This is a genomic window from Bacillus sp. FSL E2-0195, assembly GCF_038003645.1.
Lineage (GTDB): Bacteria > Bacillota > Bacilli > Bacillales > Bacillaceae_G > Bacillus_A > Bacillus_A mycoides.
This window is the reverse complement of the sequence record NZ_JBBOPN010000001.1, coordinates 4,003,213-4,027,006: the sequence shown is the minus strand read 5'-3', so window position 1 is coordinate 4,027,006 and position 23,794 is coordinate 4,003,213. Positions and strand designations below refer to the sequence as shown.

Sequence of the window (23,794 nt, the reverse complement as noted above, 5' to 3'; positions counted from 1 at the left end):
ACTTTAGATATGATAATGTCAGATAAGGTGAAAATCATCGCTCTAATAGAAGAAAAAGGTATGTGATTAGGGACTGATAGAGATTCATTTCATTATTTTGGGGTAATTGTATAAGGGGGATCTTTTGTGAAAAAGTCAAAAAAAATGCTAGCTGGAGCAACACTTGCTATTGGCGTTATAGCACCGCAAGTGTTGCCGACAACAGCTCATGCAGAGGAAAAAGCTGGGGAGAGTACAGTTAACTTACGAATTTTAGAAACATCAGATATTCACGTTAACTTAATGAATTACGATTATTATCAAACGAAAACAGATAATAAAGTAGGTCTCGTGCAAACTGCAACACTTGTGAATAAAGCACGTGAAGAAGCGAAGAACTCTGTCTTATTTGATGATGGGGATGCATTACAAGGGACACCGCTTGGAGATTATGTAGCGAATAAAATAAATGATCCGAAGAAGCCTGTGGATCCTAGTTATACACATCCATTATATCGTGTAATGAATTTAATGAAGTATGACGTCATCTCTCTTGGGAATCATGAATTTAACTACGGTTTAGACTATTTAAACAAAGTAATTAGTAAAACAGAGTTCCCGGTTATTAACTCGAACGTCTATAAGGATGATAAAGATAATAATGAAGAGAACGACCAAAACTACTTTAAACCATATCATGTTTTTGAAAAAGAAGTAGAAGATGAATCAGGTCAAAAACAAAAAGTGAAAATTGGCGTAATGGGATTTGTTCCACCTCAAGTTATGAACTGGGATAAAGCGAATTTAGAAGGAAAAGTGAAAGCGAAAGATATTGTTGATACAGCGGAAAAGTTAGTTCCAGAAATGAAGGCGCAAGGTGCGGACGTTATTGTTGCATTAGCCCATTCAGGTGTCGATAAGAGCGGCCGTAGCCCCAAAATGGAAAATGCTTCATATTATTTAACAGAGGTTCCTGGTGTAGATGCAGTATTAATGGGACATTCACATACTGAAGTGAAGGATGTATTTAATGGTGTTCCTGTTGTAATGCCTGGTGTTTTTGGAAGTAACTTAGGTATTATTGATATGCAATTGAAAAAGGTAAACGGAAAATGGGAAGTACAAAAAGAGCAATCGAATCCGCAACTTCGTCCGATTGCTGATAGTAAAGGGAACCCATTAGTACAATCTGATCAAAGATTAGTTAATGAAATTAAGGATGATCATCAAGCGACAATTGATTATGTGAATACAGCTGTAGGAAAAACGACAGCGCCAATTAATAGTTATTTCTCATTAGTACAAGATGATCCTTCTGTACAACTTGTGACAAATGCACAAAAATGGTATGTAGAAAAGCTATTCGCTGAAAACGGACAATATAGTAAATATAAAGGAATTCCAGTATTATCTGCAGGAGCACCATTTAAAGCGGGTGGCCGAAACGGTGCTACATATTATACGGATATTCCAGCAGGGACGTTAGCAATTAAAAACGTAGCGGATTTATATGTATATCCAAATACGTTATATGCTGTAAAAGTAAACGGGGCACAAGTAAAAGAATGGCTTGAAATGTCTGCTGGTCAGTTTAATAAAATTGATCCAGCGAAAACAGAAGAGCAGCCACTAGTAAATATAGGTTATCCTACATATAATTTTGATATTTTAGATGGTCTAAAATACGAAATTGACGTGACGCAACCAGCGAAATACGATAAAGATGGTAAAGTTGTAAATGGAAATACGAATCGTATTGTAAATATGACGTATGAAGGTAAGCCTGTAGCTGACAATCAAGAGTTCATCGTAGCTACAAATAACTATCGTGGAAGTAGCCAAACGTTCCCTGGTGTAAGTAAAGGGGAAGTTGTATACCAATCACAAGATGAAACACGTCAAATCATTGTGAAATATATGCAAGAAACACCAATTATTGATCCAGCAGCAGATCAAAACTGGACATTTAAGCCGATTGTTGCAGATAAATTAAATACAACATTTGATTCTTCACCAAATGCACAAAACCATATAAAGAAAGATGGAAAGATATCATATGTTGGACCATCTGAAAATGAATTTGCTAAATATGCAATTGATATAACGAAGAAGAATGATGATAAGGAAACTGGTGGAGAGAATCCAACGATACCGCCAACAGGTGAAGGCAATAACGGAGAGAATCCAACGACACCACCAACAGGTGAAGGCAATAACGGAGAGAATCCAACAACACCGCCAACAGGTGAAGGCAATAACGGAGAAAATCCAACGACACCACCAACAGGTGAAGGCAATAATGGAAATGAACCAAAACAAGATGGAAATAATACAGGATCTGGACAAACTACAACGGATAATCAAAACTCAAAAGAAACAACAACTGTAAGTGAAAATAAAGAAGAACGTGATTTACCGAAAACAGGTACAAGTGTTGCTTCTACAATTGGAGCAGGTTTGGCGTTTGTTGGAGCGGGATTACTTCTGTTATTTAGAAGAAAGAAAGCGAATAGATAGTACAGTATTGTAAAAAGGATTACCGTAATCGGTAATCCTTTTTTCCGTATATATTATGAAACTGGTACTGCTTTTTCTTTCTTCCATGAAAGGCCAAATCCAGTAAAGCCGACGATAATCGTTAAGACTGGGCAAGCTAAACAGAAGATTGCGTATGGAAGGTAATCGAATGTTGGAACGCTAAGGACGTTTGTTAAGAATACGCCACTTACACCCCATGGTACGAGCGGGTTAATAACTGTACCTGCATCTTCTAATACGCGTGATAAATTACGACGTTCTAAACCGACTTCATCGTATTTGTTAGCGAATGCTTGTCCTGTTAAAACGATTGATAAGTATTGTTCGCCAAGTAGGAAGTTTACACCAATTGCAGTTGAAGCAGTAGAAATAATTAAGCGTGTGCTATTTTTTACAAAGCTAGAGATAATATTCATCAGCTGCGCTATAATACCCATTCCTTGTAATAATCCTCCCATACAAAGAGCTAGGAAAATAAGAGCAATCGACATCATCATACTTTGTAGACCACCGCGAGATAGTAAGCTATCAATGTCTTTAATACCAGTTTTAGAAACGTAGCCGTCTTGCATAATTTTCATTAAATCAGCTAAAGAAGTGCTAGGTTTAAAAATAAAGAGAATAATAATTCCTACAACAATTCCTGCAAGCAATGTTGGAACTGCTGGAACCTTTTTAAATGCGAATAGGAACAGTAATAAAATTGGAATAAGTGTAACGATAGAAATCGTTGTGTTTTTTTCTAACGTGCTAATAAAGTTTGTGAAGTCAACGTCTCCACTAATACCGCTTCCTAAAATGAAAAATGCGATAAAAGCAATAATGAAAGCAGGAACTGTTGTCCAAAGCATGTTGCGAATATGCTCAAATAAATCTACACCCGTTACAGCAGGAGCTAAGTTTGTTGTATCAGATAAAGGAGACATTTTATCTCCAAAGAATGCGCCAGAAATAATTGCACCAGCGATTAGAGCTGGATCGTATCCGAGAGCACTACCCATACCCATAAAGGCAAGTCCTACAGTTGCGGCAGTTGTAAAGGCACTACCGATACTTGTTCCAACAATTGCACAAACTACAAAAACAGTTGGAACGAAAATTTTAGGAGATACAATCTGGAAGCCGTATACCATTAAAGTTGGAATTGTTCCAGCAGCGATCCAAACACTAATTAATACGCCTACAAGTAAGAAAATAAAAATAGATGGAATACCAGCTGAAATACTACTGATCATCCCTTTTTCCATAGTAGACCAAGAGATTTTTTTCATAAATCCAAATGCTAATAAAAGAACGATACCAAATAAAATTGGGATGTGTGGTGAAACTTCTAATTGGATAACACTAAAGCCAATACAGAAAAAGATAAATAATGTTAAAAGAACAGATTCAATTTTTGAAACCATTGTTTTTCCCTCCTAAGTAATCTAAAATAGCTCTTTTTTATATAAAATTCGCCAATATTGTATATTTCCTTCTAAAATTTAGAATTTTGTGACAAATTACCGGTAATTGTCAACATCTCAATATGATACGGAAATGATTGGATAAAAAAACGCCCCTGCATATAATTATGCAGGGACGAAGAAATCGCGGTACCACCCTAGCTTGTGAAAGGAATGTATCACAAAATAAAGGGTCATATGATATGCGCTCATAAAATAAAAACGCCCCTGCAATATATGCAGGGACGAAAAATTCGCGGTACCACCCTAAATTGTGAAACAGTTTCATTTCACCACTCTTTAGACATAACGGTCTAAACCGTCTTTCACTACTCCTCACGTTTCGTAAAAGAAGCTCCAGGGGGTAATTCATAAATCGCTCTGTACTGGTTCGCACCGACCACCAGCTCTCTGAAATCAGAAAACGAAATACTACTAAATCCTATCAACGCCGATTCATATGATGTTAGTTAAATTTTTATCATATATTCATCATACATGTCAATAAAAACATTCGATATTTTTTTAGGGAAATAAAGGAGAAATGTTTTTCATACTGTAAAAATGTGCGTTATAATGAATTTGAAAGGGGAGGAAAGAGTGAAGAAAAAAATAATTCTTTTTACCACCTTACTAGTCGTTGGCGGAAGTGCTGGAATTTACACAGCTTTTGCAGCTGAATCAGAGCAGTCGAAACAAAAGCAAATACAGCAGTCAGAAGTGAAGAAAGTGAAAGAAACTGAAGAGAAGAAATCGATGGAAAAAGCAGCTACGAAACTAGGAGTTTCTACTGAGGGGAAAACAAAAGAAGAGGTTACAAAAGAAGTAGATACCGCTAGATTTGAGCAGCGCCATGATTTGTTAATTGAGCATGCTAAGCAACTTGGAATTGATACAGAAGGAAAAAAAGATGAAGAGATTATTTTAGAAATTGGAAAGATACAACATGGAAAGTAGAACAACTTATCGTACGATAGGTTGTTCTTTTTTGAGAACTATTTGATTTAAAAATAATTGACAGTCATTTGTTTTTAATGTTAACTATATTTATAAATAAGTTAACATTAGGGGTGACAATTGTGGCTGTTAATAGTAACACGAGTGAAAAATCGTTTTATACATATGAAGAATTATCGAAGAAGAATAAAGATTACGTATGGCACCCATTTACACAAATGAAAGATTATTTAGAAGAAGATCCTGTCATTATTGAACGTGGAGAGGGAAGAAAGCTATACGATGTAAATGGAAATGAATATTGGGACGGTGTTTCATCTATTTGGTTAAATGTTCATGGGCATCAAGTACCAGAACTTGATGAGGCAATTCGCGAGCAATTAAATAAAATTGCTCATTCTACTATGCTAGGACTTGCTAACGTTCCATCTATTTTATTAGCAGAAAAAATAATTGAAGTTGTACCAGAAGGTTTGAAGAAAGTATTCTATTCAGACTCTGGTTCTAGCGCCGTTGAAATTGCAATTAAGATGGCTTTTCAATATTGGCAGCATAAAGGAAAACCGAAAAAACAAAGATTTGTTACATTAAAAGAAGCATATCACGGTGATACGATAGGTGCTGTTTCAGTAGGAGCAATAGACTTGTTTCACCAAGTGTATAGTTCACTATTATTTGAGGCAATTAAAATGCCGTATCCATATACATATCGTTCTCCTTATGGAGATAATAAGGAACAAATTGTAAAGAAACATTTAGAAGAAATGGAAGAAATGCTACAAGAAAAACATGAAGAAGTAGCAGCTATTATTGTGGAGCCATTAATGCAAGGTGCTGGTGGGATGATTACAATGCCAAAAGGATACTTAAAAGGGCTTCGCGATTTATGTACAAAATACAATGTATTATTTATTACAGATGAGGTAGCGACTGGATTTGGGCGTACCGGGAAAATGTTTGCATGTGAACACGAGGATGTAACGCCAGACATTTTAACAGCCGGAAAAGGTTTAACAGGTGGTTATTTACCGGTGGCAATTACGGTAACGACAGATGAAATTTATAATGCCTTTTTAGGAGGCTATGAAGAACAAAAAACGTTTTTCCATGGTCATAGTTATACAGGGAATCCGTTAGGGTGTGCCGTAGCAATTGCAAATTTAGAACTATATGAAAAAACTAATTTAATAGAAGCTGTTGCGCATAAAGCAGAATATGTAGCGGCACAATTAGAAGCTCTTAATGAATATAAGCACGTAGGAGATATTCGTCAGTGTGGGCTAATGGTTGGTATTGAACTTGTGAAGAATAAGGAAATGAAAGAATCGTTTGAATGGACAGAAAGAGTCGGTGTTCAAGTATGTAAACGTTCAAGAGAGCTGGGCATGATTTTGCGACCACTCGGTAATACGATTGTATTTATGCCTCCTCTTGCATCTACGGTGGCTGAGATTGATGAGATGTTACGCATTTTATATAAAGCAATCTCGGATGTTACGGAGGGAGAGTAATGAGTGGTTTCTTTATAACAGCAACGGATACAGAAGTTGGCAAAACGGTAGTGACAGGAGCATTGGCAGGTATATTTCGAGAGCGTGGATATAATGTTGGTGTATATAAACCGTTGCAAAGTGGACATGTTGCATCAAATCCTGAGGGTGATGCAGCAAGATTAAAAGCATTATCGGGTGTACCGACAGAAGAAGATGAAATTTGTCCTTATTCCATTGAAGAACCACTTGCTCCGAGACTTGCCATGAAAAGAGCTGGAAGGACAGTAACGTTAAAAGAAATTACTGATCACTATAATGAACTACTAAAAAAGTTTAATAGCCTATTTGTAGAAGGGGCTGGTGGGCTTGCAGTTCCATATACAGAAGATGCTTTAGTGATTGATTTTGCAAAAGAATTACAGCTTCCTCTTATTGTAGTAGCGCGTCCTACGCTTGGGACAGTTAATCATACTATTTTAACAATTTCTTATGCAAAAGCACATGGATTAAAAGTAGCAGGTGTAATTTTATCTGGATGTAAAGGATATGAAAAAGAAAGAGTGCAAGAAAATAAAATAATGATTGAGGAGTTAAGTGGCGTGCCGGTTTTAGGGTTATTACCATTCCTTGAAGGAGAGTTTACAAAGGAAGAATTATTAGGGGCGGCAAAAGAGCATATTATGATTTCAAAATTAGAGGAGCTCATCCAAAATGAATCAAATGTGGTACACGCATCTTCAATCTAAAGTAGAACAATTAAAGGAGCAAGGGCAGTATCGTAATTTACATGTAACAGAGAAAGCGGAAGAGACATGGCTTATTCGAAATAAGAAAAAGATGCTAAATTTAGCATCGAATAATTATTTAGGATTAGCTGGAGATGAAAGGTTGAACGAAGCTGCTATTGCCTGCACGAGAAAATATGGAACTGGAGCGACAGCATCTCGTCTCGTTGTAGGAAATTATCCATTGTATGAAGAGGTTGAGAAAATTATATGCAACTGGAAAGGTACTGAAAGAGCATTAATTGTAAATAGTGGGTATACAGCAAATGTAGGTGCTATATCTGCTTTAGCCTGTCGTCACGATATGGTTTTTAGTGATAAATTAAATCACGCAAGTATTGTTGATGGAATTATATTAAGCGGAGCAGAGCATAAAAGATATCGTCATAATGATTTGGATCATTTAGAAAAGATGTTGCAAATAGCGTCACCAGAAAAGAGAAAATTAATCGTAACAGATACTGTTTTTAGTATGGATGGAGATATTGCATATTTGAGAGGCTTAGTTCAGCTGAAAGAGAAATACGGGGCAATCATTATAGTTGATGAAGCACATGCAAGTGGAATATATGGAATCGGTGGAGCTGGACTATCTCATATAGAAAAAGATATCGCTCAAAAAATTGATATACATATGGGGACGTTTAGTAAGGCTTTAGGGTGTTATGGTGCGTATTTAACGGGTGATTCCATTTATATAGAGTATTTACAAAATATGATGAGAAGCTTGATTTTTACTACAGCTTTACCACCAGGAACATTAGGGGCGATCCGAAAAGCAATTGAAATTGTGAAAGAAGATAACGAAAGAAGAGAGCGACTTATAGAGAATGGTGCATATTTCAGGACGCATTTACAAGAAGCTGGTTTTGATATTGGGAATAGCTCAACTCATATTGTACCGATTGTAGTTGGGTCAAATGAAAATACTTTACGGTTTAGTGAAAGGTTACAAGAGGTAGGTATCGCAGCCATTGCAATTCGTCCGCCGACTGTTCCGGTTGGTAGTTCTCGAGTCCGTTTTGCAGTTACGTCACAACATACAATAGCCGATTTAAAATGGGCTATTCAGCATATTATACGCATTGGTAAAGAAGAGGGGTTTTTAGTATGAAAGAGCTAAAGCTTATTTTTATTCCAGGATGGGGAATGGAAGAAGATGTTTGGACTTTGGTTCTGCCGTATTTTAAAGGATATTCTGTTCAATGTATAGATTGGCGTAACGTGAAAGAACAAAGTGAATTTGCGGGGCGAATAATAGATATAGCGCAGGATGAAAATGTAATTTTAGTTGGATGGTCACTAGGAGCGTTAGCGGCAGTACAAGCTTATAAAAAGATTAAGGCCCAAGGTATGGTACTAATTGGTGGTACCGCTAAATTTACCAATACAAGTGACTATACAAGTGGATGGAATTCCTTGCATATAGAACGTATGAAAAAGAATTTAACGAGAAAAAAAGAAGATACTTTGAAGCGTTTCTATGAAAATATGTTTACAAAAAGTGAGCTGAGGGAGAATACGAGTTTTGAAGAGATTGCGCAGAAGTTTAAAGGAGACTCGATTCAGTCTTTACAATTAGGCTTAGATTATTTAATAGAAACAGATATGAGAAATGAAGTAATAGATATGAAAGCCCCGCTGTTACTCCTTCATGGAGAGCAGGATGTAATATGTCCATTGTCTGCAGCCCATAGTATGGCGAATAATACGAATGCCAATCTAAAAGTAGTAAGCGGTGCTGGGCATGCATTATGTGTAACGAATTTTGAATATTGCGCAAATGAAATTATTCAATTTGTAGAGGGGATACGACATGATCAACAAAACGTTACTGCAAAAACGGTTTAACGGGGCGGCTATATCCTACGATCAATATGCAAATGTACAAAAAAAGATGGCGCATTCGTTACTTTCTACATTGAAGGAACGATATAGTGAAACATCATCGATACGTATTTTAGAACTTGGATGCGGGACAGGATATGTAACAGAGCAATTATCAAATTTATTTCCGAAAGCTCATATTACAGCTGTGGATTTTGCTGATGAGATGATTGCAGTCGCGAAAACTAGAAAAAGTTTGGAAAATGTGATGTTTCGATGTGAAGATATTGAACAATTAAAATTAGAAAATCCATATGATGTCATCATTTCAAATGCTACATTTCAATGGCTTAATGATTTAAAAGAGACAGTGAAAAATTTATTTAACTATTTGTCTGAAGAAGGAATATTATTATTTTCCACGTTTGGTAATACGACTTTTCAAGAATTGCATACGTCTTTTCAGCGTGCTAAGAAAGAAAAGGGGATACACAATTGTACTTCAATAGGACAACGATTCGTTTCGAAAGAACAGTTAGTGAATATATGCAAAAATCCATTAGGAAATGTACATGTTTCTGAAACGTGTTACATAGAAAGCTTTACAGAAGTTAGGGAGTTTCTACATTCTATTCGAAAAGTAGGGGCAACCAATAGTAATGAAGAGTCTTACTGTCAAAGCCCTTCACTCTTTCGTACGATGCTTCGTATATACGAAAGAGACTTCACGGGAAAAGAAGGGATAATGGCAACATATCATGCTTTATTTACGTATATAACAAAAGAGGGGAAGAGATGAAATGAAACAAGTACAAACAAAAAGGGATTGGAAAAAACTTGCATACGACGTAGTAGAAGAGAAAATGATTACGAAAGAAGATGCAATTGCAATATTAGAAGCTGATGATACAGAGGTTTTAGAAATTATGAATGCAGCTTACATCATTCGCCATCATCATTTTGGTAAGAAAGTAAAGTTGAACATGATTATAAATACGAAATCTGGATTATGTCCTGAAGATTGCGGGTATTGTTCACAGTCTATTATTTCAGAAGCACCGATTGATAAGTATGCATGGTTAACACAAGAGAAAATTGTTGAAGGAGCGCACGAAGCAATTCGTCGTAAAGCAGGTACATATTGTATTGTTGCATCTGGTCGTCGTCCGACGAATAAAGAAGTAAATCACGTTATTGGAGCAGTTAAGGAAATTCGTGAAACGACAGATTTAAAAATTTGCTGTTGTTTAGGATTTTTAAATGAAGATCAAGCAGGTCAGTTAGCAGAAGCTGGTGTGCATCGTTATAATCACAATTTAAATACGCATGCCAACAATTATGATAGCATTTGTTCAACGCATACGTATGACGATCGTGTTGATACAGTCCAAAAAGCGAAGCAAGCCGGTATTTCTCCATGCTCTGGAGCAATTTTCGGAATGGGAGAAACGATTGAACAGCGCGCTGAAATTGCATTTGAATTACAACGTTTAGATGCAGATTCTATTCCATGTAATTTCCTTGTTGCTGTAAAGGGTACTCCGCTTGAAGGACAAAAAGAATTAACACCTGTAGAATGTTTAAAAGTGCTGGCGATGATGCGTTTTGTAAATCCAACAAAAGAAATTCGTATTTCAGGTGGTCGAGAACTTAATTTACGTTCTGTACAGCCACTTGGTTTATTTGCAGCAAACTCTATCTTTGTCGGGGACTATTTAACAACAGCTGGACAAGAGCCGACTGCGGACTGGGGTATGATTGAAGATTTAGGATTTGAGATTGAAGAATGTGCGCTATAAGATAGATGAAAAGCAAACTCTTTAAAGGGTTTGCTTTTTTTGTAAATAAAATGTAATAAAAGTCCATTAACGCTTGATAGTAGTCACTTTTGGACGAGAAAAATAATTTTGTGGACGAATTTTCCAAGCCCTAATTGTACATAGTAAAAATGTAATTTATATCGGGTTGGAGGATTTTACATGTACAAATACATATTAACTATTATGACCTGTCTGATTTTAATAAAAGCGATAAGTGCTGATCCAGTTAAGGCGGCTGAAAATCCTGAACAAAAAGAAATGCAACAAAGAATTGAACAGCATTTTCGAACGAAAGCTGAACATTTTGGGCTTGAAACAGAAGGAAAAGATTTAAAAGAAGTGAGGAAGGAAATTTCTATTATAGAAGAAGCGGAAAAGAGAGAAAATGTGTGGAGAACAGCACAAGCTCTTCGTATAAAAACAGAAGGAAAAACGATGGATGAATTAATAGAAGATGTACGAAAAAAGGTGAGAAAATAAAAAAAGAGGCCGTAGCCTCTTTTTTAAGCCCATTGTTTTGATAAATGAGCCATTTCGATCGCAGCAACTGCCGATTCATATCCTTTATTACCAGCTTTTGTACCTGCACGTTCAATCGCTTGTTCAATTGTTTCTGTCGTTAATACACCGAAAATAACTGGAATGTCCGTTTGTAGTGATAAAGACGCAACACCTTTTGCTACTTCATTACAAACGTAATCGTAATGTGTTGTAGCACCGCGAATTACTGTACCTAATGTAATAACAGCATCATATTTTCCGCTATTGGCCATCTTTTTAGCGATTAAAGGAATTTCAAATGCACCAGGAACCCATGCAACATCAATATCATTCTCTTCTACACCGTGACGCTTTAATCCATCTAAAGCTCCGCCAAGTAACTTACTTGTAATAAACTCATTAAAACGTCCAACAACAACCCCAACTTTTAATCCTGTACCAACTAAATGACCTTCGAATACCATAATGTATCTCTCCCTTAATTATAAGTTTAGTAAATGTCCTAATTTGCTTGCTTTCGTTTGTAAATACGTTTTATTTTCTTCTTTTGTTGGCATTTGCAACGGTACACGCTCGGTTACTTCTAAATCGTAACCTTGTAAGCCAGCAATTTTTCGTGGATTATTCGTTAATAATCGTAAACTTTGTAAGCCTAAATCTTTTAAAATTTGAGCGCCAATACCGTAATCACGAAGATCAGCTGGGAACCCAAGTTTTTCATTTGCTTCTACAGTATCTAACCCTTCTTCTTGTAACTTATAAGCGCGAAGCTTATTCAGAAGGCCAATTCCTCGTCCTTCTTGTCTCATATAGAGAAGAACACCTTTTCCTTCACGCTCAATTTGAGCAAGTGCAGCATGTAGCTGTGGTCCGCAATCACAGCGGCACGAACCAAATACATCTCCTGTTAAGCATTCTGAATGAACGCGTACAAGTACAGGTTCGCCTGTTGAAATATCACCTTTTACGAGCGCGATATGTTCTTTCATATCTAATGAGTTAGAATAGCCAATTGCATGGAAAGTACCGAAATCTGTAGGTAATGTAATTTCCACTTCTCTCGTCACAAGTGTTTCGTGATGGCGGCGATAAGCAATTAAATCTTCTATTGTAATCATTTTTATATCAAATTGTTTTGCGCACTCTAGTAAATCAGGTACACGTGCCATCGTACCGTCCTCATTTATAATTTCGCAAATGACTCCAGCTGGTTCTGCTCCGCAAAGTTTGGCTAAATCGACAGCGGCTTCTGTATGACCAGCACGGCGCAGTACACCGCCTTCTTTCGCAATTAATGGAAAGATATGTCCAGGGCGATTGAAATCAGCGCCTTTTGATGCAGGGTTTAACAATTCTTGTATCGTAGTTGCACGTTCATGAGCGCTAATCCCTGTTGTTGTAGAAACATGATCAATGCTCACTGTAAACGCAGTGTGATGTGAATCTGTATTATGAGATACCATTGGTTCTAACTGTAGACGTTCTGCGTACTCCTCCGTAATGGGTACACAAACGAGACCACGACCGTGTGTAATCATAAAATTAATCGTTTCTGGTGTAATGTACTCTGCTAAAGCAATAAAATCGCCTTCATTTTCTCGGTTTTCATCATCACATACGATAACAACTTTTCCTTGTTTTAAATCTTCTAGAGCTTCTTCAATACGATGAAACATTGTGCTTCCTCCTTATAGAAATCCGTTTTCTTGTAAAAAGCTTTCGGTCATTGAACCAGTTCTTTTTGCGGGCTTTGAGATAAAGCGTTCAATATATTTTCCAATCATGTCACACTCAATGTTTACGATGTCCCCGGCTTTTTTTTCTCCGATTATAGACTCGCTTACTGTGTGGGGGATGAGTGAAATTATAATTGAAGATTCGTCTATATCAAATATTGTTAAGCTAGTGCCATCAACAGCAACGGATCCTTTATGCAAACAATAGCGTAGTAATTCATCAGAAATTGCTATTTTGTAATAGATGGCATTGTAATGTTGTTTTTTAGTTAAAATCGTACCGATGCCATCGATATGTCCGGTGACGAAATGTCCACCGAATCGTCCGTTCGCAGCCATCGCCCGTTCTAAATTCACTTTGGCACTTGGCTTTAGCATACGAAGTGATGTTGCTTTCATTGTTTCAGGCATTGCGTCGACAGTGAATGAAGTAGTCGTAAAAGTAGTTACTGTTAAGCAAATGCCGTTAACTGCGATACTATCACCCAATTTGACATCCGATAAAATTTGCTTTGCGCTAATAGTTAGCTTCATTGCTTCACCACTTTGAGTCATGCTTGATATCGTTCCTAACTCTTCTACGATTCCTGTAAACATTCCGTCACCTCGCTTTTTAAGGTTGCAACAATTTTTATATCATTACCGATTTGTTTCATCTCTTGAATTGTTAAGGAAAGTGCATCTTGTAACTTCGAAAAACCAGCTCCGCCAAATAAGGTGGGGGCATCTTTTCCACCAATTAATTTCGGGCTTATATAGGTCACGATTTCATTAAAACTATTTGTTTTTAAGAAGTTTGCATGCACCGTTTGACCACCTTCAACGAACAGAGAAAGAATTTGTTTCTCACCGAGTAGGGATAGGACATCTTGTATTTCAATTTGCTGTGTTTTCATTTGGAATACAGCTATATTGTTAGATTCATAAGACGCTATTTTCTCTTTGCTTACATCCTTACCGACAATAATCCATGTCGGAGTTAAGCCATCTGTTATGACATGAGAAGATGGCGGCGTTCGTAAGTGGGTATCTAAAATAACGCGTATAGGATGTTTACCTCCGTTTGGAATTCGTGTTGTTAAGTGTGGATTGTCAGTTAGAACTGTATTCACACCGACTAGGATAGCATCATGTATATGACGATATTGGTGAACGTCAGCGCGTGCTTCTTCGCCTGTAATCCACTTACTTTCACCGGTTACAGTTGCTGTTTTTCCATCTAAGCTCATTGCTGTTTTTATTGTTACAAAGGGACGTTTCGTTTTCATATAGTGAAAAAAGTATCGATTTAATAAAGTGGCTTCCGCCCCAAGAACACCAGTAGTTACCTTGATTCCAGCTTCTTCCAATATTCTTTTTCCATTGCCGGAAACGAGTGGATTGCAATCAAGAGTAGCAATTACAACACGCTGAACTCCTTTTTCAATGAGTAATTCACAGCAAGGGGGTGTTTTTCCAAAATGGCTACACGGTTCAAGTGTTACATAAACGGTAGCGTCTTTTGCTCTTTCACCAGCCATGTGAAGAGCATGAACTTCAGCATGTTCTTCACCAGCACGCATGTGGGCACCCATTCCAACGATTTTCCCATCTTTAACAACAACGGCACCAACCATAGGATTTGGGCTTGTTTGTCCCGATGTTCCTTGTGCTAACTGCAAGGCAATCCTCATATATTCTTGATCTGTCATTCTTTTCACCTCTCCTGAAAAAATCAAAAAACCCCAAGGATTTTATATCCTTGGGGTTTGGGAGACGTGATTTCTAGAAATATAGTTCGAATACGAAAGTATAGGAAAGAAACCTAACGATGACTGATATTTTGGCATAAGGAAAAAACCTAGCAAAATATCAAATTCTTTCAACGCTAGTCGTATCTTTTTATTTCAGTATAGAAACATAACTATACAAAATAAAACATATATAAAGATTCAAAATGAAAATTTTAAAATATGCATACTGAAATAAAAGTGTATTCGCTATATAAAATTACTAGAAAACATATCCTTCTCCCATCCAGACTATACTGTCGGCCCTAGAGTTTCACTAGATCCACCGTTTTCGCGTTGAAAACGGGTCACGGACTTAGAAGCTATCGCTTCATCACCGCCGGTTGGGAATTTCACCCGACCCCGAAGGATGTTGTTTGCTCACATTATAGCACAAAAAAGAAAAAAGCATAGTAAAAAATGTTCGAATGTGAAGAATTGTTTGAAAATACATGCCGATTTGAATGGGGACGAAAGTAATAGAAATGTTGAAAGGGGAAGGGCTGTATAGGCTTTGATCAAAAGAAAAAACATACACAAATAAATGTGCATGCTCTTTAAATATTTATTCTGCCTCTGGTGCTCTAACAACAGACTCGAATTTGCCTTTATGCGAAGCATCGCAATAAGGCATGTTTTTTGATAAACCACAACGACATAAAGAAAATGCTGGTTTTGCTGGGAATACATTCCCTTGTGAGTCAACTAATTCCACGTCCCCTGTAACGCGAAAAGAGCCATTATCATTCACTTTAATTTGTACTTTTGCCAACGTTATCCCTCCTTTCCAAACGCTTACTCTCATCATATAATTAGGGAGAGTACTTGACAATATAAAAAGAGCACTTTGTTTGAGAGAGAAGAGAGTGTTATAATAGTTTTTATAACTGACTAGAGTAAGGTGACGAAAGATGGATAAAAAATTACACACACTACAAAATATTGCAAATGAGCGCACATGGGCATCATTTTTGAATGATAATCATCCATATAGTTTACTTCATTGGTCAATCGCAGGTGTAGGACAAGAACCGAAAGATGTTTGGTTACTTCAAGATGAGGTAACTTTTCAAACGACGGAATTCCCAACGCTAGACGAGGCAGTAAAGTGGATTTCTGAAAATATGGAACAAGTTACAGACGTTTTAGCGCAGTAAAAAAACAGGCTTATGCAAGCCTGTTTTTTGTTTCTTTTACATATGTGTTTAAAAATTGATCGATGGCATCTTCGTACTCTTCTTTATTTTCATTATAAGAGCAAGCGTGTGCACCATGTTCTGCAATATAAAGCTGTTTATTATTTTCTTTCGCTTCATAAAGTGATTTCGTCATATCAGATAAAATATAGTCATCATCTTTACTATGAATAAAGAGAACCGGATTGTTAATATTTTTTATACAATCAATTGGTGAAACTTCACGAATTGTATAGCCATCACGAACTTTTAAAAAGGCATTTGCTAAAGGTAATAAAGGCCATTTTGGCAAATGAAACTCAACTTTCAAACGATGTTGTAACTGTCCATAAAAATCAGAGAAAGGACAATCAGCAATATAAAAATCAGCACCATCTTCTACAAGTCCTGCATATTGAAGAAGAGTTGCAGCACCCATAGACTCACCATGAATTCCGAGTGTAATATTCGTTCCGAAACGATCTTTTAGCCAGTCAACTACTGACTTTAAATCATGTTTTTCATAATAGCCATAACTTGTTGTTTTACCACCGGTTTTACCATGACGGCGATGATCATAAATAAATACGTTATATCCTCTATTTAAAAATAAGTTTGCATATTTAACGGAATTCATTTTATTTACAGTCACACCGTGGCAAAAAATCATAAATTTATTGGAATGACCAGCTGGCATGTAATATCCGTGAAGTTCGTATCCGAATTGAGAAGGGATGTGAACCTCTTCTTTTTGAATAGCCTTAAAATCGTCCAAATGAAAATGCTTTTTCGTTTCGCGTTCTAAAACTTCTTCCTCTGTTTTTTTCTTCAAGTACATAACTTTATTTGTAAAGAAAATCCCAATCGCAGTTAGTGCACCTAGTATAGTAAACAATGCTGTAAAAAAACGTTTCATACTTTACCTCATCCTCCAAATACCTCTACATGTGATACACTAACATTGTATCACAATGATGTGAAAAGGGGAGAAATTGTGTATGGTTCATATACAAAAAATCACACCAGAAATGAAAGAAGCAATTCAGGATTTTATGTGTGAAAACTGGGGAAGCTCAATGATGGTCTCGCGAGGCAGAGTACATCAATTAGAAGAATTACCTGGTTTTATTGCACTTAGAAATAACAGAATAGTGGGAATTATAACATGTAAAGTGATAGAAAACATGTGTGAAATTGTATCGTTAAATAGTTTTGAGGAAGGGAAGGGGATTGGTACAAAACTGGTGGATTGTGTATTGCGAGTGGCAAAAGAGAACGAATGTAAAAAAGTGTGGCTTATTACGACGAATGATAATATGAACGCACTTCGTTTTTATCAAAAACGTAACTTCATGATGACAAACTTGTATATTGATGCGGTAAAGGAAGCACGAAAAATAAAGAAAGAAATTCCGTTTATTGGTTATGATAATATCGCGATTTCACATGAAATTCAGCTGGAGTATATTTTCTGAGTAGAGTGGAAATTGTGTAACAATTTTCAGAAATATAAAACAATAACCTTGACGAATGTTATATTTTGGTTTAATTTAAAATTGTAATCTATTACCATATTAAGGGGTGACGATGTGGCAACTATACGTGATGTTGCAAAATTGGCCGGTGTTTCAGTTGCAACCGTTTCAAGAGTCATTAACGAAAAAGGATATGTCCATGAAGATACGGTGAAACAAGTAAAAAAAGCAATTGAAGAATTACATTATAGACCGAATGCTACAGCAAAGCCTTTATTTAAACAACCTTCAACGGTGATTGCATTACTTGTAGATAATTTGCATAATCCATCATACATCACTTTGCTCCGTTTCGTTGAGGAAATAGCATACAAAGAAGGGTATCAAGTAATAGTTTGTAATATAGAAAATAAGAATAGATACATAGATATGTTGGAGCAAAATAACATTGCAGGCGTTATAATGACGAAATCTGTTTTTCGAAGTATAGGAGAAATCTCACTTCCTTTCGCTGTGCTTGAAGAACGACAATCTCTTATGAGCTATTATGAAAGTGGACAGAAAGCTGTTTCTTTATTAAAAGAGAAAGGCTGCCAGTTTCTTGCTTATATCGGTGAGGGAGTAGAGAGTGAAGAAATGGAAGAGCATGTGGCAGGATTTCTAGATACTGCTTGGAAAGAAGGACTTTCTTATCGAGAGGAAATTGTACAAGGGTATACGAATCAACAGTTTCTTGAATTGTTACAAAAGCATCCATACATAGATGGGGTTGTAGCTTCAAGTGATAAGGTCGCTATTGAGCTAATCAGGGCGGCGAAAACTCTTAATATTCATATACCAGGTAAGTTACAAATCATTGGATTTAACGGGAGTGTAGAGGGTGAATGGATAAGTCCATCATTAACGACGATTGGAAGTTATATCGAAGAAAATGGGGAAATAGCTTTTCAACAGTTAATAGGAAAAATAAAGAAGAAACAAGTGCGACAAGAAGAAGTGGAAACAGAATTTAGGTGCATTGAGAGAGAAACAACAAAGTAAAAGGTGCGTTTTTAAAACGCACCTTTTATAGTGTAATTGCGGCAATAAAGCCGGATATAAGTAACGGTATATTATAGTGTAGAAATGTTGGGACACATGTATCCCATATATGATGGTGCTGACCATCAGCATTTAAACCGGACGTTGGTCCAAGTGTACTATCAGATGCTGGAGAACCTGCATCACCAAGTGCACCAGCTGTACCGATAATTGCGATTGTAGCCATGGGACTAAATCCGAGCTGGACGCATAATGGTACGAAAATTGTTGTTAAGATTGGGATGGTTGAAAAGGAAGAGCCAATTCCCATCGTAACGAGAAGTCCAATAATGAGCATAAGAAATGCAGCAAGCGGTTTATTATTTCCGATTATATGTGCACTCGTTTGCACAAGAGATTCAACATGTCCAGTTTTTCGAAGAACAGCGCCAAATCCAGCGGCAGAAATCATAACAAATCCGATAAAGGACATCATACGCATTCCACTCGTTAAAATAGCATCGGCTTCTTTAAGAGGGAGGCTACCGCTAACTGATAAGACGATAATACCTGCTAAAGCACCAAAAATCATTGATTCTGTTGCTAATTGCACAGTTAATGTAGCGAGTATTGATAATAAACCCAAAGTAATGCTTCTTTTCGTATAGGGAACGATTTCATTCTGTGCAGAATGAATTTGTTCTGTTTCATATGTACGTGGTTTTCGGTATGTAATGAAAACCGCTACACATAATCCGATAATCATACCGATTGCTGGAATAGTCATCGCTTTTGGAATAAGTGCGACATCAAATGTAAGACCGCTTTGCGCAGCATTTGTTTGCAATACGTCATGATAAATTTTTCCGAACCCTGCTGGAACCCACATGTAAGGGGTAATTAACCCAAATGTAATAAGACATGTTACAAGCCTACGATCCACCCTCAGCTCATTTAATACTTTTAAAAGTGCTGGAATTAAGATTGGGATGAAGGCGATATGAACAGGGATAATATTTTGTGAGAAACAAGCCATTGTTAAAATGATAAATAATATAAGTATTTTAGAATAGACTTGTTTTTTCGTGTCTTGTTCGTTGCCGATCCATTTTAAAGCTGATTGGATCATTGCATCAGGAAGTCCTGTTTTTGAAAGGGAAATAGCAAATCCACCGAGCATTGCGTAGCTTAATGCGATAGGAGCACTGTTCCCAAGACCGGCTGTAAAAGTACTAATTGTTTCTGAAATACCGAGTCCGCCGATAAGTCCGCCTGTTAAAGCTCCAACGATAATGGCGACAATGACTTGGACACGTAACAAACTAAGCAGTAGCATGACTGCTACTGCGATGAGTACAGCGTTCATAATAAATGTAATCTCCCTAATTTTTATTCTGTTAAGGCAAGCAAGTGTTTGTAGTGACATATACTTGCGACATATCATTATAAAATGTTTTCTATGAAATGTAAAAGCGCCTTTTGTTATTAATGTTGAAAAGATAGTTCTTGTTTAATTGATTGTAAAGATTTAGCGAATAACTCAGGCTCTTCTAAATCTGGAGAATGTGCCGAGTTTGGAAACCAAATCATCTTTTTAATAGGAGCTTGAATGATATCGCAATATTGTTGAACGAGTGCATAAGGAGTTTGATAATCATAGCGACCAGAACAAAAATAAACAGGAATAGATAAACTTGAAATAGATGAAAAGAAATCGATTGTCAGCATCTCTTCCCATAAAACTCCGGATTTTAAATTTCCTGCGAGAAATTTGAACCAATCTAATAGCGTATATTCAGGAGAAAAGAAGCCTTTTCGTATGAAAGAAAAGGAAGATCCATTTTGGATTGCTCCTCCGAATGTACCAAGCCACTTTCTTTGAATAATGAGGCGTCTCGTATCTAAAAAGGGTGGTTTCCCTAATTTTAAAAGAGAAGCTAATGCCTTTTTATGGTCATGTTTTTTGGCAGAGCTAATTAAATGTTGATATAGTAATTCTTCATTTTGCTTCATATGTACGATTTGACCGATGCCGATGTATGCTTCTATATATTCGGGACATTGATTAGCGATTTGTAGTCCGATAATACTTCCCCAAGAATGACCTGCGAGAAATAGTTTTTGCTTATTAAAGCGTTTGAGAAGATATTGAATAACCTTTTTTGCATCTGAAAAAAATTGATCAATCGTAAGATTTGTTTGGATGTCCCGCCATAAAAAGGATTTACCTGCCCCTCGCTGATCCCAATTAATAACGATAAAGTGCTTTTCTAACTCTTTTTGAAAATGGCGAATAAAGCCGATTTGTGCCATACCAGGGCCGCCGTGACAGCATAATAAAATAGGCTGTTCCACGTTTTGACCGCGTATAAGGAGAGATTGTTTCCGGTCATTAATCATAACGCTTTCTATCGTAGCGATACTGTTAGGGATTAGTTGCTTTTTTTCGTTGTAAAACTGAGGGGTATGGCTACGAAAAAGCATATGTAGACCTCCTTTTCTTAAATGGTATGAATCGCACAGGCTCTTTCTTTTGCATATACTACTAGAAAATCATTGTATCATAACATACTGGTTTGATTTCAAGTTTAGGCGATTAAGAGAGGAGGGAGAATGTGACGATTGGAGAAATTATTGATTCTTTAAATAGACGCGAATCAATCGCTATTATAGCGAAACGGCTTGAAATGAGCCCATATACATTATCAAAGAAATTAAGGGTGATTGGATATGAATATGATGGAGAGCAGAAAAAACGTATCTTTATAGGTGATGGCGAAGAGCCACGTCATTTGCAAATCCAAGAAGCTACTGCCCTTCAATATGCAAAAACAGACTATCAATTACTAATTTATGAACAATTACAAAGCATTTATGAATTGCTAAGAAAAAGAGAAGAAGTAAGTGTTCAAATTATAAGTAAGAGCACAGAGAAAAAGAAACGAACCTTTTCGATTAATATAGAAGTATTAGCAAGACTAGATGTTATATCGGAATCAAAAGGGATTCAAAAGTCTAAAATTGTAGAAGAAGCACTACAGGAATTTTTGCAACGGTATGATGTTAATCATGAAACGTATCCAGAGAAATAAAAGAAAGGATACTATGTTCCATATAAGAGCGTGTATCCTTTCTTTTATTTCATTTTTTGTTTTGTTTCGAAAAGTAATATAGGAACCAAACGGCATGATTTTGTTCATCAGCTGCTGCGCGCCGAAATGTTTCTTTCACTTGTTGATTTGTCGTTTCGTCAGCAATTTCTAAGTAAAAATCAACTGTTCGTTGCTCATCTTGCCGAATTTCAAGGATTTGAGTTCGTTCATTTATGTCTGGAGCTAAAGTAGCTAATCTAGCATAAAAATGAATGGCGCTATATTCTCCATTAATTGCTTTCTCAATACTACGAATGTGTTTGTCGATACAATGTATCGTCATTGTTTGATAGAAATACATACAAATTTCCCCATTATAGTTTTCTATATACTACGAAGAAACAAGGGGCTATGTGCGTATCCTTTACTGCACTAGAAAAATGACAATACGTATGACTCTAAAAGAAGAAGCTCCTTGCATATAAAAGGAGCTTCTTCTTTCGAGTGTCACGCACTAGTTTGAATAGTATTTAATTGTTTTTTTGAATACGTCCATCAATAATCGGCTGAATTGGTTCTTTCACTTGTTTTACATAATCGACTAATGCTTCAAAATCGTTTGGACCAGTTTCAGCATTTTTTCCATTTTTAAAGGATACGAATCCATCGCCGCCAGAAGCTAGGAAAGCATTTGCAACTACGCTATACGTTTTAGAGGGAACTAATTCTTCACCATTTGTTAAACGGATATTCGTAACCTTTTCGTTATTTGGTTTGTTTGCATCCCAAGTGTATTGAATACCTGAAATTTGAAGCATTCTCGTTGCTCCTTTTTGCCATTGTTGATTTAATATATCACGAATATCTTGACCTGTTAGATCTACTTTAATTAATTGGTTTCCGAAAGGCTGAATGCCGTATAATTCGCCCCATGTAATATCTCCAGCGTCTAGATCATTACGAATTCCACCAGGATTCATAAGAGCGATTTGTGTTTGCATAGTTTGGCGCTGGGCATCCGCAACTAAATTTCCAAGTGTAGATTCACCAGCATCGTTTTGTTTACGGTCGATAGGTGCTGTAGATTTTCCGACTACTTCATTTACAAGAGGTGCGATTTTTTCTTTATATTGATCTAACTTTTGTTTTACTTGTTTATCAGGCTCTACACCTTCATGGTACGTTGTAATAACTTCAGCTTTTTTCTTCATAATATCTTTTGTTTTTCTATCAATCGTTACATCTACATCAGAGAAAGCCATCCCGTAAGAGTTCGCTTGCACGATAAGTTTATTATTTACAGTACCATTTACGTACGTATGACTATGTCCGCCGAAAATAACATCAACTTCGGGATCTGTTTCATTTGCAATTCGAGTGAGGTCTCCATTTGTTACACCAGACTCATCAGTTGTTCCGCCGACATGTGCAAGGACTACGATAGATTTAACGCCGAGACGCTTTAATTGTTGTGTGGATTTATTAATAGCCTCTACTTCATCAGTGATTTCTACATTTTTAAGCATAGTAGGCATAACGACATTCGGTGTATCCGTTGTAACAACTCCAATGAACCCTACAGGAACTCCGTCAACCATTTTTACAGTGAATGGTGGTAAAAATAAGCGGCCAGTTGATTTATTATAGAAGTTTGCAGCGACATAAGGGAAGTTTGCTCCTTTGAAATTCCCTGTTTTTTCGTGATATCCACCGTAAATGAGGCGTTTCATTTCATCGATACCTTCATCAAATTCATGGTTTCCGATTGTACCAACATCAAACTTTAAGTCATTTAAAAATTCAATTGTTGGTTCGTCTTGTAATAATGCGGAAACTGGTGGGCTGGCTCCGACAATATCACCGGCATGTACGAGAAGTGTATTAGGGTTTTGTTTTTTGCGTTCTTTTAAATAAGTAGCTAAATAATCAGCGCCACCAGCTTCTTTATTGTTAACTTTTTTTACAGTATCTAGTTGACCATGTAAATCATTAATACCAAGCATTTGTACGTCTATGTATCGGTTTTGTTCGGCAGGAGTCTGAGATGGAGGAGCGGCGAATACGCTTGAAAAAGTAATAGTACTTAAAACAGCAACAGCAGGAATAATTTTTTTCCACATAATTAATTTCTCCTTTTTTTTATAATCTGACATCATACGACATAATTTTAATAGATTAATAG

Annotated in this window: 24 protein-coding genes, 1 riboswitch and 1 other annotated feature; of the genes, 13 read left to right on the top strand and 11 right to left on the bottom strand. The window is 36.6% G+C overall.

Going from position 1 to position 23,794, the window contains the following annotated elements; all coding sequences use genetic code 11:
* The first annotated feature begins 126 nt into the window (after window positions 1-126).
* Entirely contained in the window at window positions 127-2,496 is a 2,370-nt protein-coding gene (cpdB, locus tag MHH59_RS20665; RefSeq protein ID WP_078213447.1) for a bifunctional 2',3'-cyclic-nucleotide 2'-phosphodiesterase/3'-nucleotidase, read from the top strand.
* Between the two features lie 53 nt (window positions 2,497-2,549).
* Here the strand turns inward: cpdB and nhaC are convergent, their stop codons facing one another.
* Window positions 2,550-3,923, bottom strand: a complete 1,374-nt coding sequence (nhaC, locus tag MHH59_RS20660; protein ID WP_002128996.1) for a Na+/H+ antiporter NhaC — start codon at window positions 3,921-3,923, stop codon at window positions 2,550-2,552.
* Window positions 3,924-4,200: 277 nt separating this feature from the next.
* Window positions 4,201-4,420, bottom strand: a binding site (T-box leader).
* Between the two features lie 142 nt (window positions 4,421-4,562).
* On the opposite strand from nhaC, the gene MHH59_RS20655 reads away from it, so the two are divergent.
* From MHH59_RS20655 to MHH59_RS20620, 8 genes are all read left to right on the top strand, one after another.
* Complete coding sequence (locus MHH59_RS20655; RefSeq protein WP_002128995.1) at window positions 4,563-4,919, top strand: hypothetical protein; 357 nt, start codon at window positions 4,563-4,565, stop codon at window positions 4,917-4,919.
* A gap of 77 nt (window positions 4,920-4,996) precedes the next feature.
* Entirely contained in the window at window positions 4,997-6,430 is a 1,434-nt protein-coding gene (gene bioA, locus MHH59_RS20650; protein WP_201056895.1) for an adenosylmethionine--8-amino-7-oxononanoate transaminase, read from the top strand.
* Window positions 6,430-7,158, top strand: a complete 729-nt coding sequence (bioD, locus tag MHH59_RS20645) for a dethiobiotin synthase (RefSeq protein WP_201056894.1) — start codon at window positions 6,430-6,432, stop codon at window positions 7,156-7,158. Before bioA ends, bioD begins: the two co-directional genes overlap by 1 nt.
* Window positions 7,124-8,311, top strand: a complete 1,188-nt coding sequence (gene bioF / locus MHH59_RS20640; RefSeq protein WP_098632782.1) for an 8-amino-7-oxononanoate synthase — start codon at window positions 7,124-7,126, stop codon at window positions 8,309-8,311. The genes bioD and bioF overlap by 35 nt, the downstream gene beginning before the upstream one ends.
* On the top strand, window positions 8,308-9,048 hold the full coding sequence (locus MHH59_RS20635; RefSeq protein ID WP_002185005.1) for an alpha/beta fold hydrolase: 741 nt from the start codon (window positions 8,308-8,310) through the stop codon (window positions 9,046-9,048). Before bioF ends, MHH59_RS20635 begins: the two co-directional genes overlap by 4 nt.
* The gene (bioC, locus tag MHH59_RS20630; RefSeq protein ID WP_002128987.1) at window positions 9,014-9,823 is read left to right on the top strand and encodes a malonyl-ACP O-methyltransferase BioC; all 810 of its coding nucleotides are present in this window, start codon (window positions 9,014-9,016) and stop codon (window positions 9,821-9,823) included. Before MHH59_RS20635 ends, bioC begins: the two co-directional genes overlap by 35 nt.
* Before the next feature lies 1 nt (window position 9,824).
* Window positions 9,825-10,823 (top strand): biotin synthase, encoded by a 999-nt coding sequence (gene bioB, locus MHH59_RS20625; RefSeq protein ID WP_002014986.1) that lies wholly within the window; start codon window positions 9,825-9,827, stop codon window positions 10,821-10,823.
* A 180-nt stretch (window positions 10,824-11,003) separates the two neighbouring features.
* On the top strand, window positions 11,004-11,324 hold the full coding sequence (locus tag MHH59_RS20620; RefSeq protein WP_002088493.1) for a hypothetical protein: 321 nt from the start codon (window positions 11,004-11,006) through the stop codon (window positions 11,322-11,324).
* Window positions 11,325-11,347: 23 nt separating this feature from the next.
* Here MHH59_RS20620 and ribH read toward each other — a convergent pair whose 3' ends face one another.
* The 5 genes from ribH to MHH59_RS20595 all read right to left on the bottom strand — a co-directional run bounded on the left by ribH (window position 11,348) and on the right by MHH59_RS20595 (window position 15,622).
* Window positions 11,348-11,809: a 6,7-dimethyl-8-ribityllumazine synthase gene (gene ribH / locus MHH59_RS20615; protein WP_000230892.1), complete on the bottom strand. Its 462-nt coding sequence runs from the start codon at window positions 11,807-11,809 to the stop codon at window positions 11,348-11,350.
* A gap of 18 nt (window positions 11,810-11,827) precedes the next feature.
* Window positions 11,828-13,021, bottom strand: coding sequence for a bifunctional 3,4-dihydroxy-2-butanone 4-phosphate synthase/GTP cyclohydrolase II (ribBA, locus tag MHH59_RS20610; protein WP_002167711.1), 1,194 nt, complete (start codon window positions 13,019-13,021; stop codon window positions 11,828-11,830).
* 12 nt (window positions 13,022-13,033) lie between these two features.
* Window positions 13,034-13,678 (bottom strand): riboflavin synthase, encoded by a 645-nt coding sequence (gene ribE, locus MHH59_RS20605; protein ID WP_340852224.1) that lies wholly within the window; start codon window positions 13,676-13,678, stop codon window positions 13,034-13,036.
* On the bottom strand, window positions 13,660-14,772 hold the full coding sequence (ribD, locus tag MHH59_RS20600) for a bifunctional diaminohydroxyphosphoribosylaminopyrimidine deaminase/5-amino-6-(5-phosphoribosylamino)uracil reductase RibD (protein WP_002167712.1): 1,113 nt from the start codon (window positions 14,770-14,772) through the stop codon (window positions 13,660-13,662). Before ribD ends, ribE begins: the two co-directional genes overlap by 19 nt.
* A 309-nt stretch (window positions 14,773-15,081) precedes the next feature.
* Window positions 15,082-15,225: riboswitch (FMN riboswitch) on the bottom strand.
* A gap of 190 nt (window positions 15,226-15,415) precedes the next feature.
* Window positions 15,416-15,622, bottom strand: coding sequence for a CDGSH iron-sulfur domain-containing protein (locus tag MHH59_RS20595; RefSeq protein WP_001151582.1), 207 nt, complete (start codon window positions 15,620-15,622; stop codon window positions 15,416-15,418).
* Window positions 15,623-15,761: 139 nt separating this feature from the next.
* Here MHH59_RS20595 and MHH59_RS20590 point away from each other — a divergent pair, with 139 nt between their 5' ends.
* Window positions 15,762-16,007, top strand: a complete 246-nt coding sequence (locus MHH59_RS20590; RefSeq protein ID WP_002014992.1) for a DUF2552 family protein — start codon at window positions 15,762-15,764, stop codon at window positions 16,005-16,007.
* A 10-nt stretch (window positions 16,008-16,017) separates the two neighbouring features.
* Here the strand turns inward: MHH59_RS20590 and MHH59_RS20585 are convergent, their stop codons facing one another.
* Window positions 16,018-16,941: an alpha/beta hydrolase gene (locus tag MHH59_RS20585; RefSeq protein WP_002014993.1), complete on the bottom strand. Its 924-nt coding sequence runs from the start codon at window positions 16,939-16,941 to the stop codon at window positions 16,018-16,020.
* 82 nt (window positions 16,942-17,023) lie between these two features.
* Between MHH59_RS20585 and MHH59_RS20580 the strand changes: the two genes are divergently transcribed.
* Both MHH59_RS20580 and MHH59_RS20575 read left to right on the top strand, forming a co-directional pair.
* A complete protein-coding gene (locus tag MHH59_RS20580) occupies window positions 17,024-17,500 on the top strand; it encodes a GNAT family N-acetyltransferase (RefSeq protein WP_002128979.1) in 477 nt (158 codons plus the stop codon).
* Between the two features lie 114 nt (window positions 17,501-17,614).
* On the top strand, window positions 17,615-18,541 hold the full coding sequence (locus MHH59_RS20575; protein WP_002014951.1) for a LacI family DNA-binding transcriptional regulator: 927 nt from the start codon (window positions 17,615-17,617) through the stop codon (window positions 18,539-18,541).
* A 25-nt stretch (window positions 18,542-18,566) separates the two neighbouring features.
* On the opposite strand, the gene MHH59_RS20570 is transcribed toward MHH59_RS20575, so the two are convergent.
* Together MHH59_RS20570 and MHH59_RS20565 are read right to left on the bottom strand one after the other, a co-directional pair.
* On the bottom strand, window positions 18,567-19,886 hold the full coding sequence (locus MHH59_RS20570) for a Na+/H+ antiporter family protein (RefSeq protein WP_340852219.1): 1,320 nt from the start codon (window positions 19,884-19,886) through the stop codon (window positions 18,567-18,569).
* Between the two features lie 119 nt (window positions 19,887-20,005).
* On the bottom strand, window positions 20,006-21,004 hold the full coding sequence (locus MHH59_RS20565) for an alpha/beta fold hydrolase (RefSeq protein ID WP_002128974.1): 999 nt from the start codon (window positions 21,002-21,004) through the stop codon (window positions 20,006-20,008).
* 131 nt (window positions 21,005-21,135) lie between these two features.
* Here MHH59_RS20565 and MHH59_RS20560 point away from each other — a divergent pair, with 131 nt between their 5' ends.
* Complete coding sequence (locus MHH59_RS20560; RefSeq protein WP_002014948.1) at window positions 21,136-21,612, top strand: ribbon-helix-helix domain-containing protein; 477 nt, start codon at window positions 21,136-21,138, stop codon at window positions 21,610-21,612.
* 49 nt (window positions 21,613-21,661) lie between these two features.
* Here the strand turns inward: MHH59_RS20560 and MHH59_RS20555 are convergent, their stop codons facing one another.
* Window positions 21,662-21,973 carry a ferritin-like domain-containing protein gene (locus MHH59_RS20555; RefSeq protein ID WP_002014947.1) on the bottom strand — a complete coding sequence of 104 codons (312 nt, stop codon included), beginning with the start codon at window positions 21,971-21,973 and terminating at the stop codon, window positions 21,662-21,664.
* 169 nt (window positions 21,974-22,142) lie between these two features.
* Window positions 22,143-23,732, bottom strand: a complete 1,590-nt coding sequence (locus tag MHH59_RS20550; RefSeq protein ID WP_002128971.1) for a bifunctional metallophosphatase/5'-nucleotidase — start codon at window positions 23,730-23,732, stop codon at window positions 22,143-22,145.
* Between the last annotated feature and the right edge of the window lie 62 nt (window positions 23,733-23,794).

Bases quoted from the DNA above. Each gene is read 5' to 3' on its own strand.
- MHH59_RS20570 (WP_340852219.1), bottom strand. From the start codon at position 19,886: ATGAACGCTGTACTCATCGCAGTAGCAGTCATGCTACTGCTTAGTTTG.
- ribH (WP_000230892.1), bottom strand. From the start codon at position 11,809: ATGGTATTCGAAGGTCATTTAGTTGGTACAGGATTAAAAGTTGGGGTT.
- MHH59_RS20620 (WP_002088493.1), top strand. From the start codon at position 11,004: ATGTACAAATACATATTAACTATTATGACCTGTCTGATTTTAATAAAA.
- MHH59_RS20590 (WP_002014992.1), top strand. From the start codon at position 15,762: ATGGATAAAAAATTACACACACTACAAAATATTGCAAATGAGCGCACA.
- bioC (WP_002128987.1), top strand. From the start codon at position 9,014: ATGATCAACAAAACGTTACTGCAAAAACGGTTTAACGGGGCGGCTATA.
- bioF (WP_098632782.1), top strand. From the start codon at position 7,124: ATGAATCAAATGTGGTACACGCATCTTCAATCTAAAGTAGAACAATTA.
- ribBA (WP_002167711.1), bottom strand. From the start codon at position 13,021: ATGTTTCATCGTATTGAAGAAGCTCTAGAAGATTTAAAACAAGGAAAA.
- bioD (WP_201056894.1), top strand. From the start codon at position 6,430: ATGAGTGGTTTCTTTATAACAGCAACGGATACAGAAGTTGGCAAAACG.
- ribD (WP_002167712.1), bottom strand. From the start codon at position 14,772: ATGACAGATCAAGAATATATGAGGATTGCCTTGCAGTTAGCACAAGGA.
- nhaC (WP_002128996.1), bottom strand. From the start codon at position 3,923: ATGGTTTCAAAAATTGAATCTGTTCTTTTAACATTATTTATCTTTTTC.
- MHH59_RS20550 (WP_002128971.1), bottom strand. From the start codon at position 23,732: ATGTGGAAAAAAATTATTCCTGCTGTTGCTGTTTTAAGTACTATTACT.
- bioA (WP_201056895.1), top strand. From the start codon at position 4,997: ATGTTAACTATATTTATAAATAAGTTAACATTAGGGGTGACAATTGTG.
- MHH59_RS20635 (WP_002185005.1), top strand. From the start codon at position 8,308: ATGAAAGAGCTAAAGCTTATTTTTATTCCAGGATGGGGAATGGAAGAA.
- bioB (WP_002014986.1), top strand. From the start codon at position 9,825: ATGAAACAAGTACAAACAAAAAGGGATTGGAAAAAACTTGCATACGAC.
- MHH59_RS20585 (WP_002014993.1), bottom strand. From the start codon at position 16,941: ATGAAACGTTTTTTTACAGCATTGTTTACTATACTAGGTGCACTAACT.
- MHH59_RS20565 (WP_002128974.1), bottom strand. From the start codon at position 21,004: ATGCTTTTTCGTAGCCATACCCCTCAGTTTTACAACGAAAAAAAGCAA.
- MHH59_RS20580 (WP_002128979.1), top strand. From the start codon at position 17,024: ATGGTTCATATACAAAAAATCACACCAGAAATGAAAGAAGCAATTCAG.
- MHH59_RS20555 (WP_002014947.1), bottom strand. From the start codon at position 21,973: ATGTATTTCTATCAAACAATGACGATACATTGTATCGACAAACACATT.
- ribE (WP_340852224.1), bottom strand. From the start codon at position 13,678: ATGTTTACAGGAATCGTAGAAGAGTTAGGAACGATATCAAGCATGACT.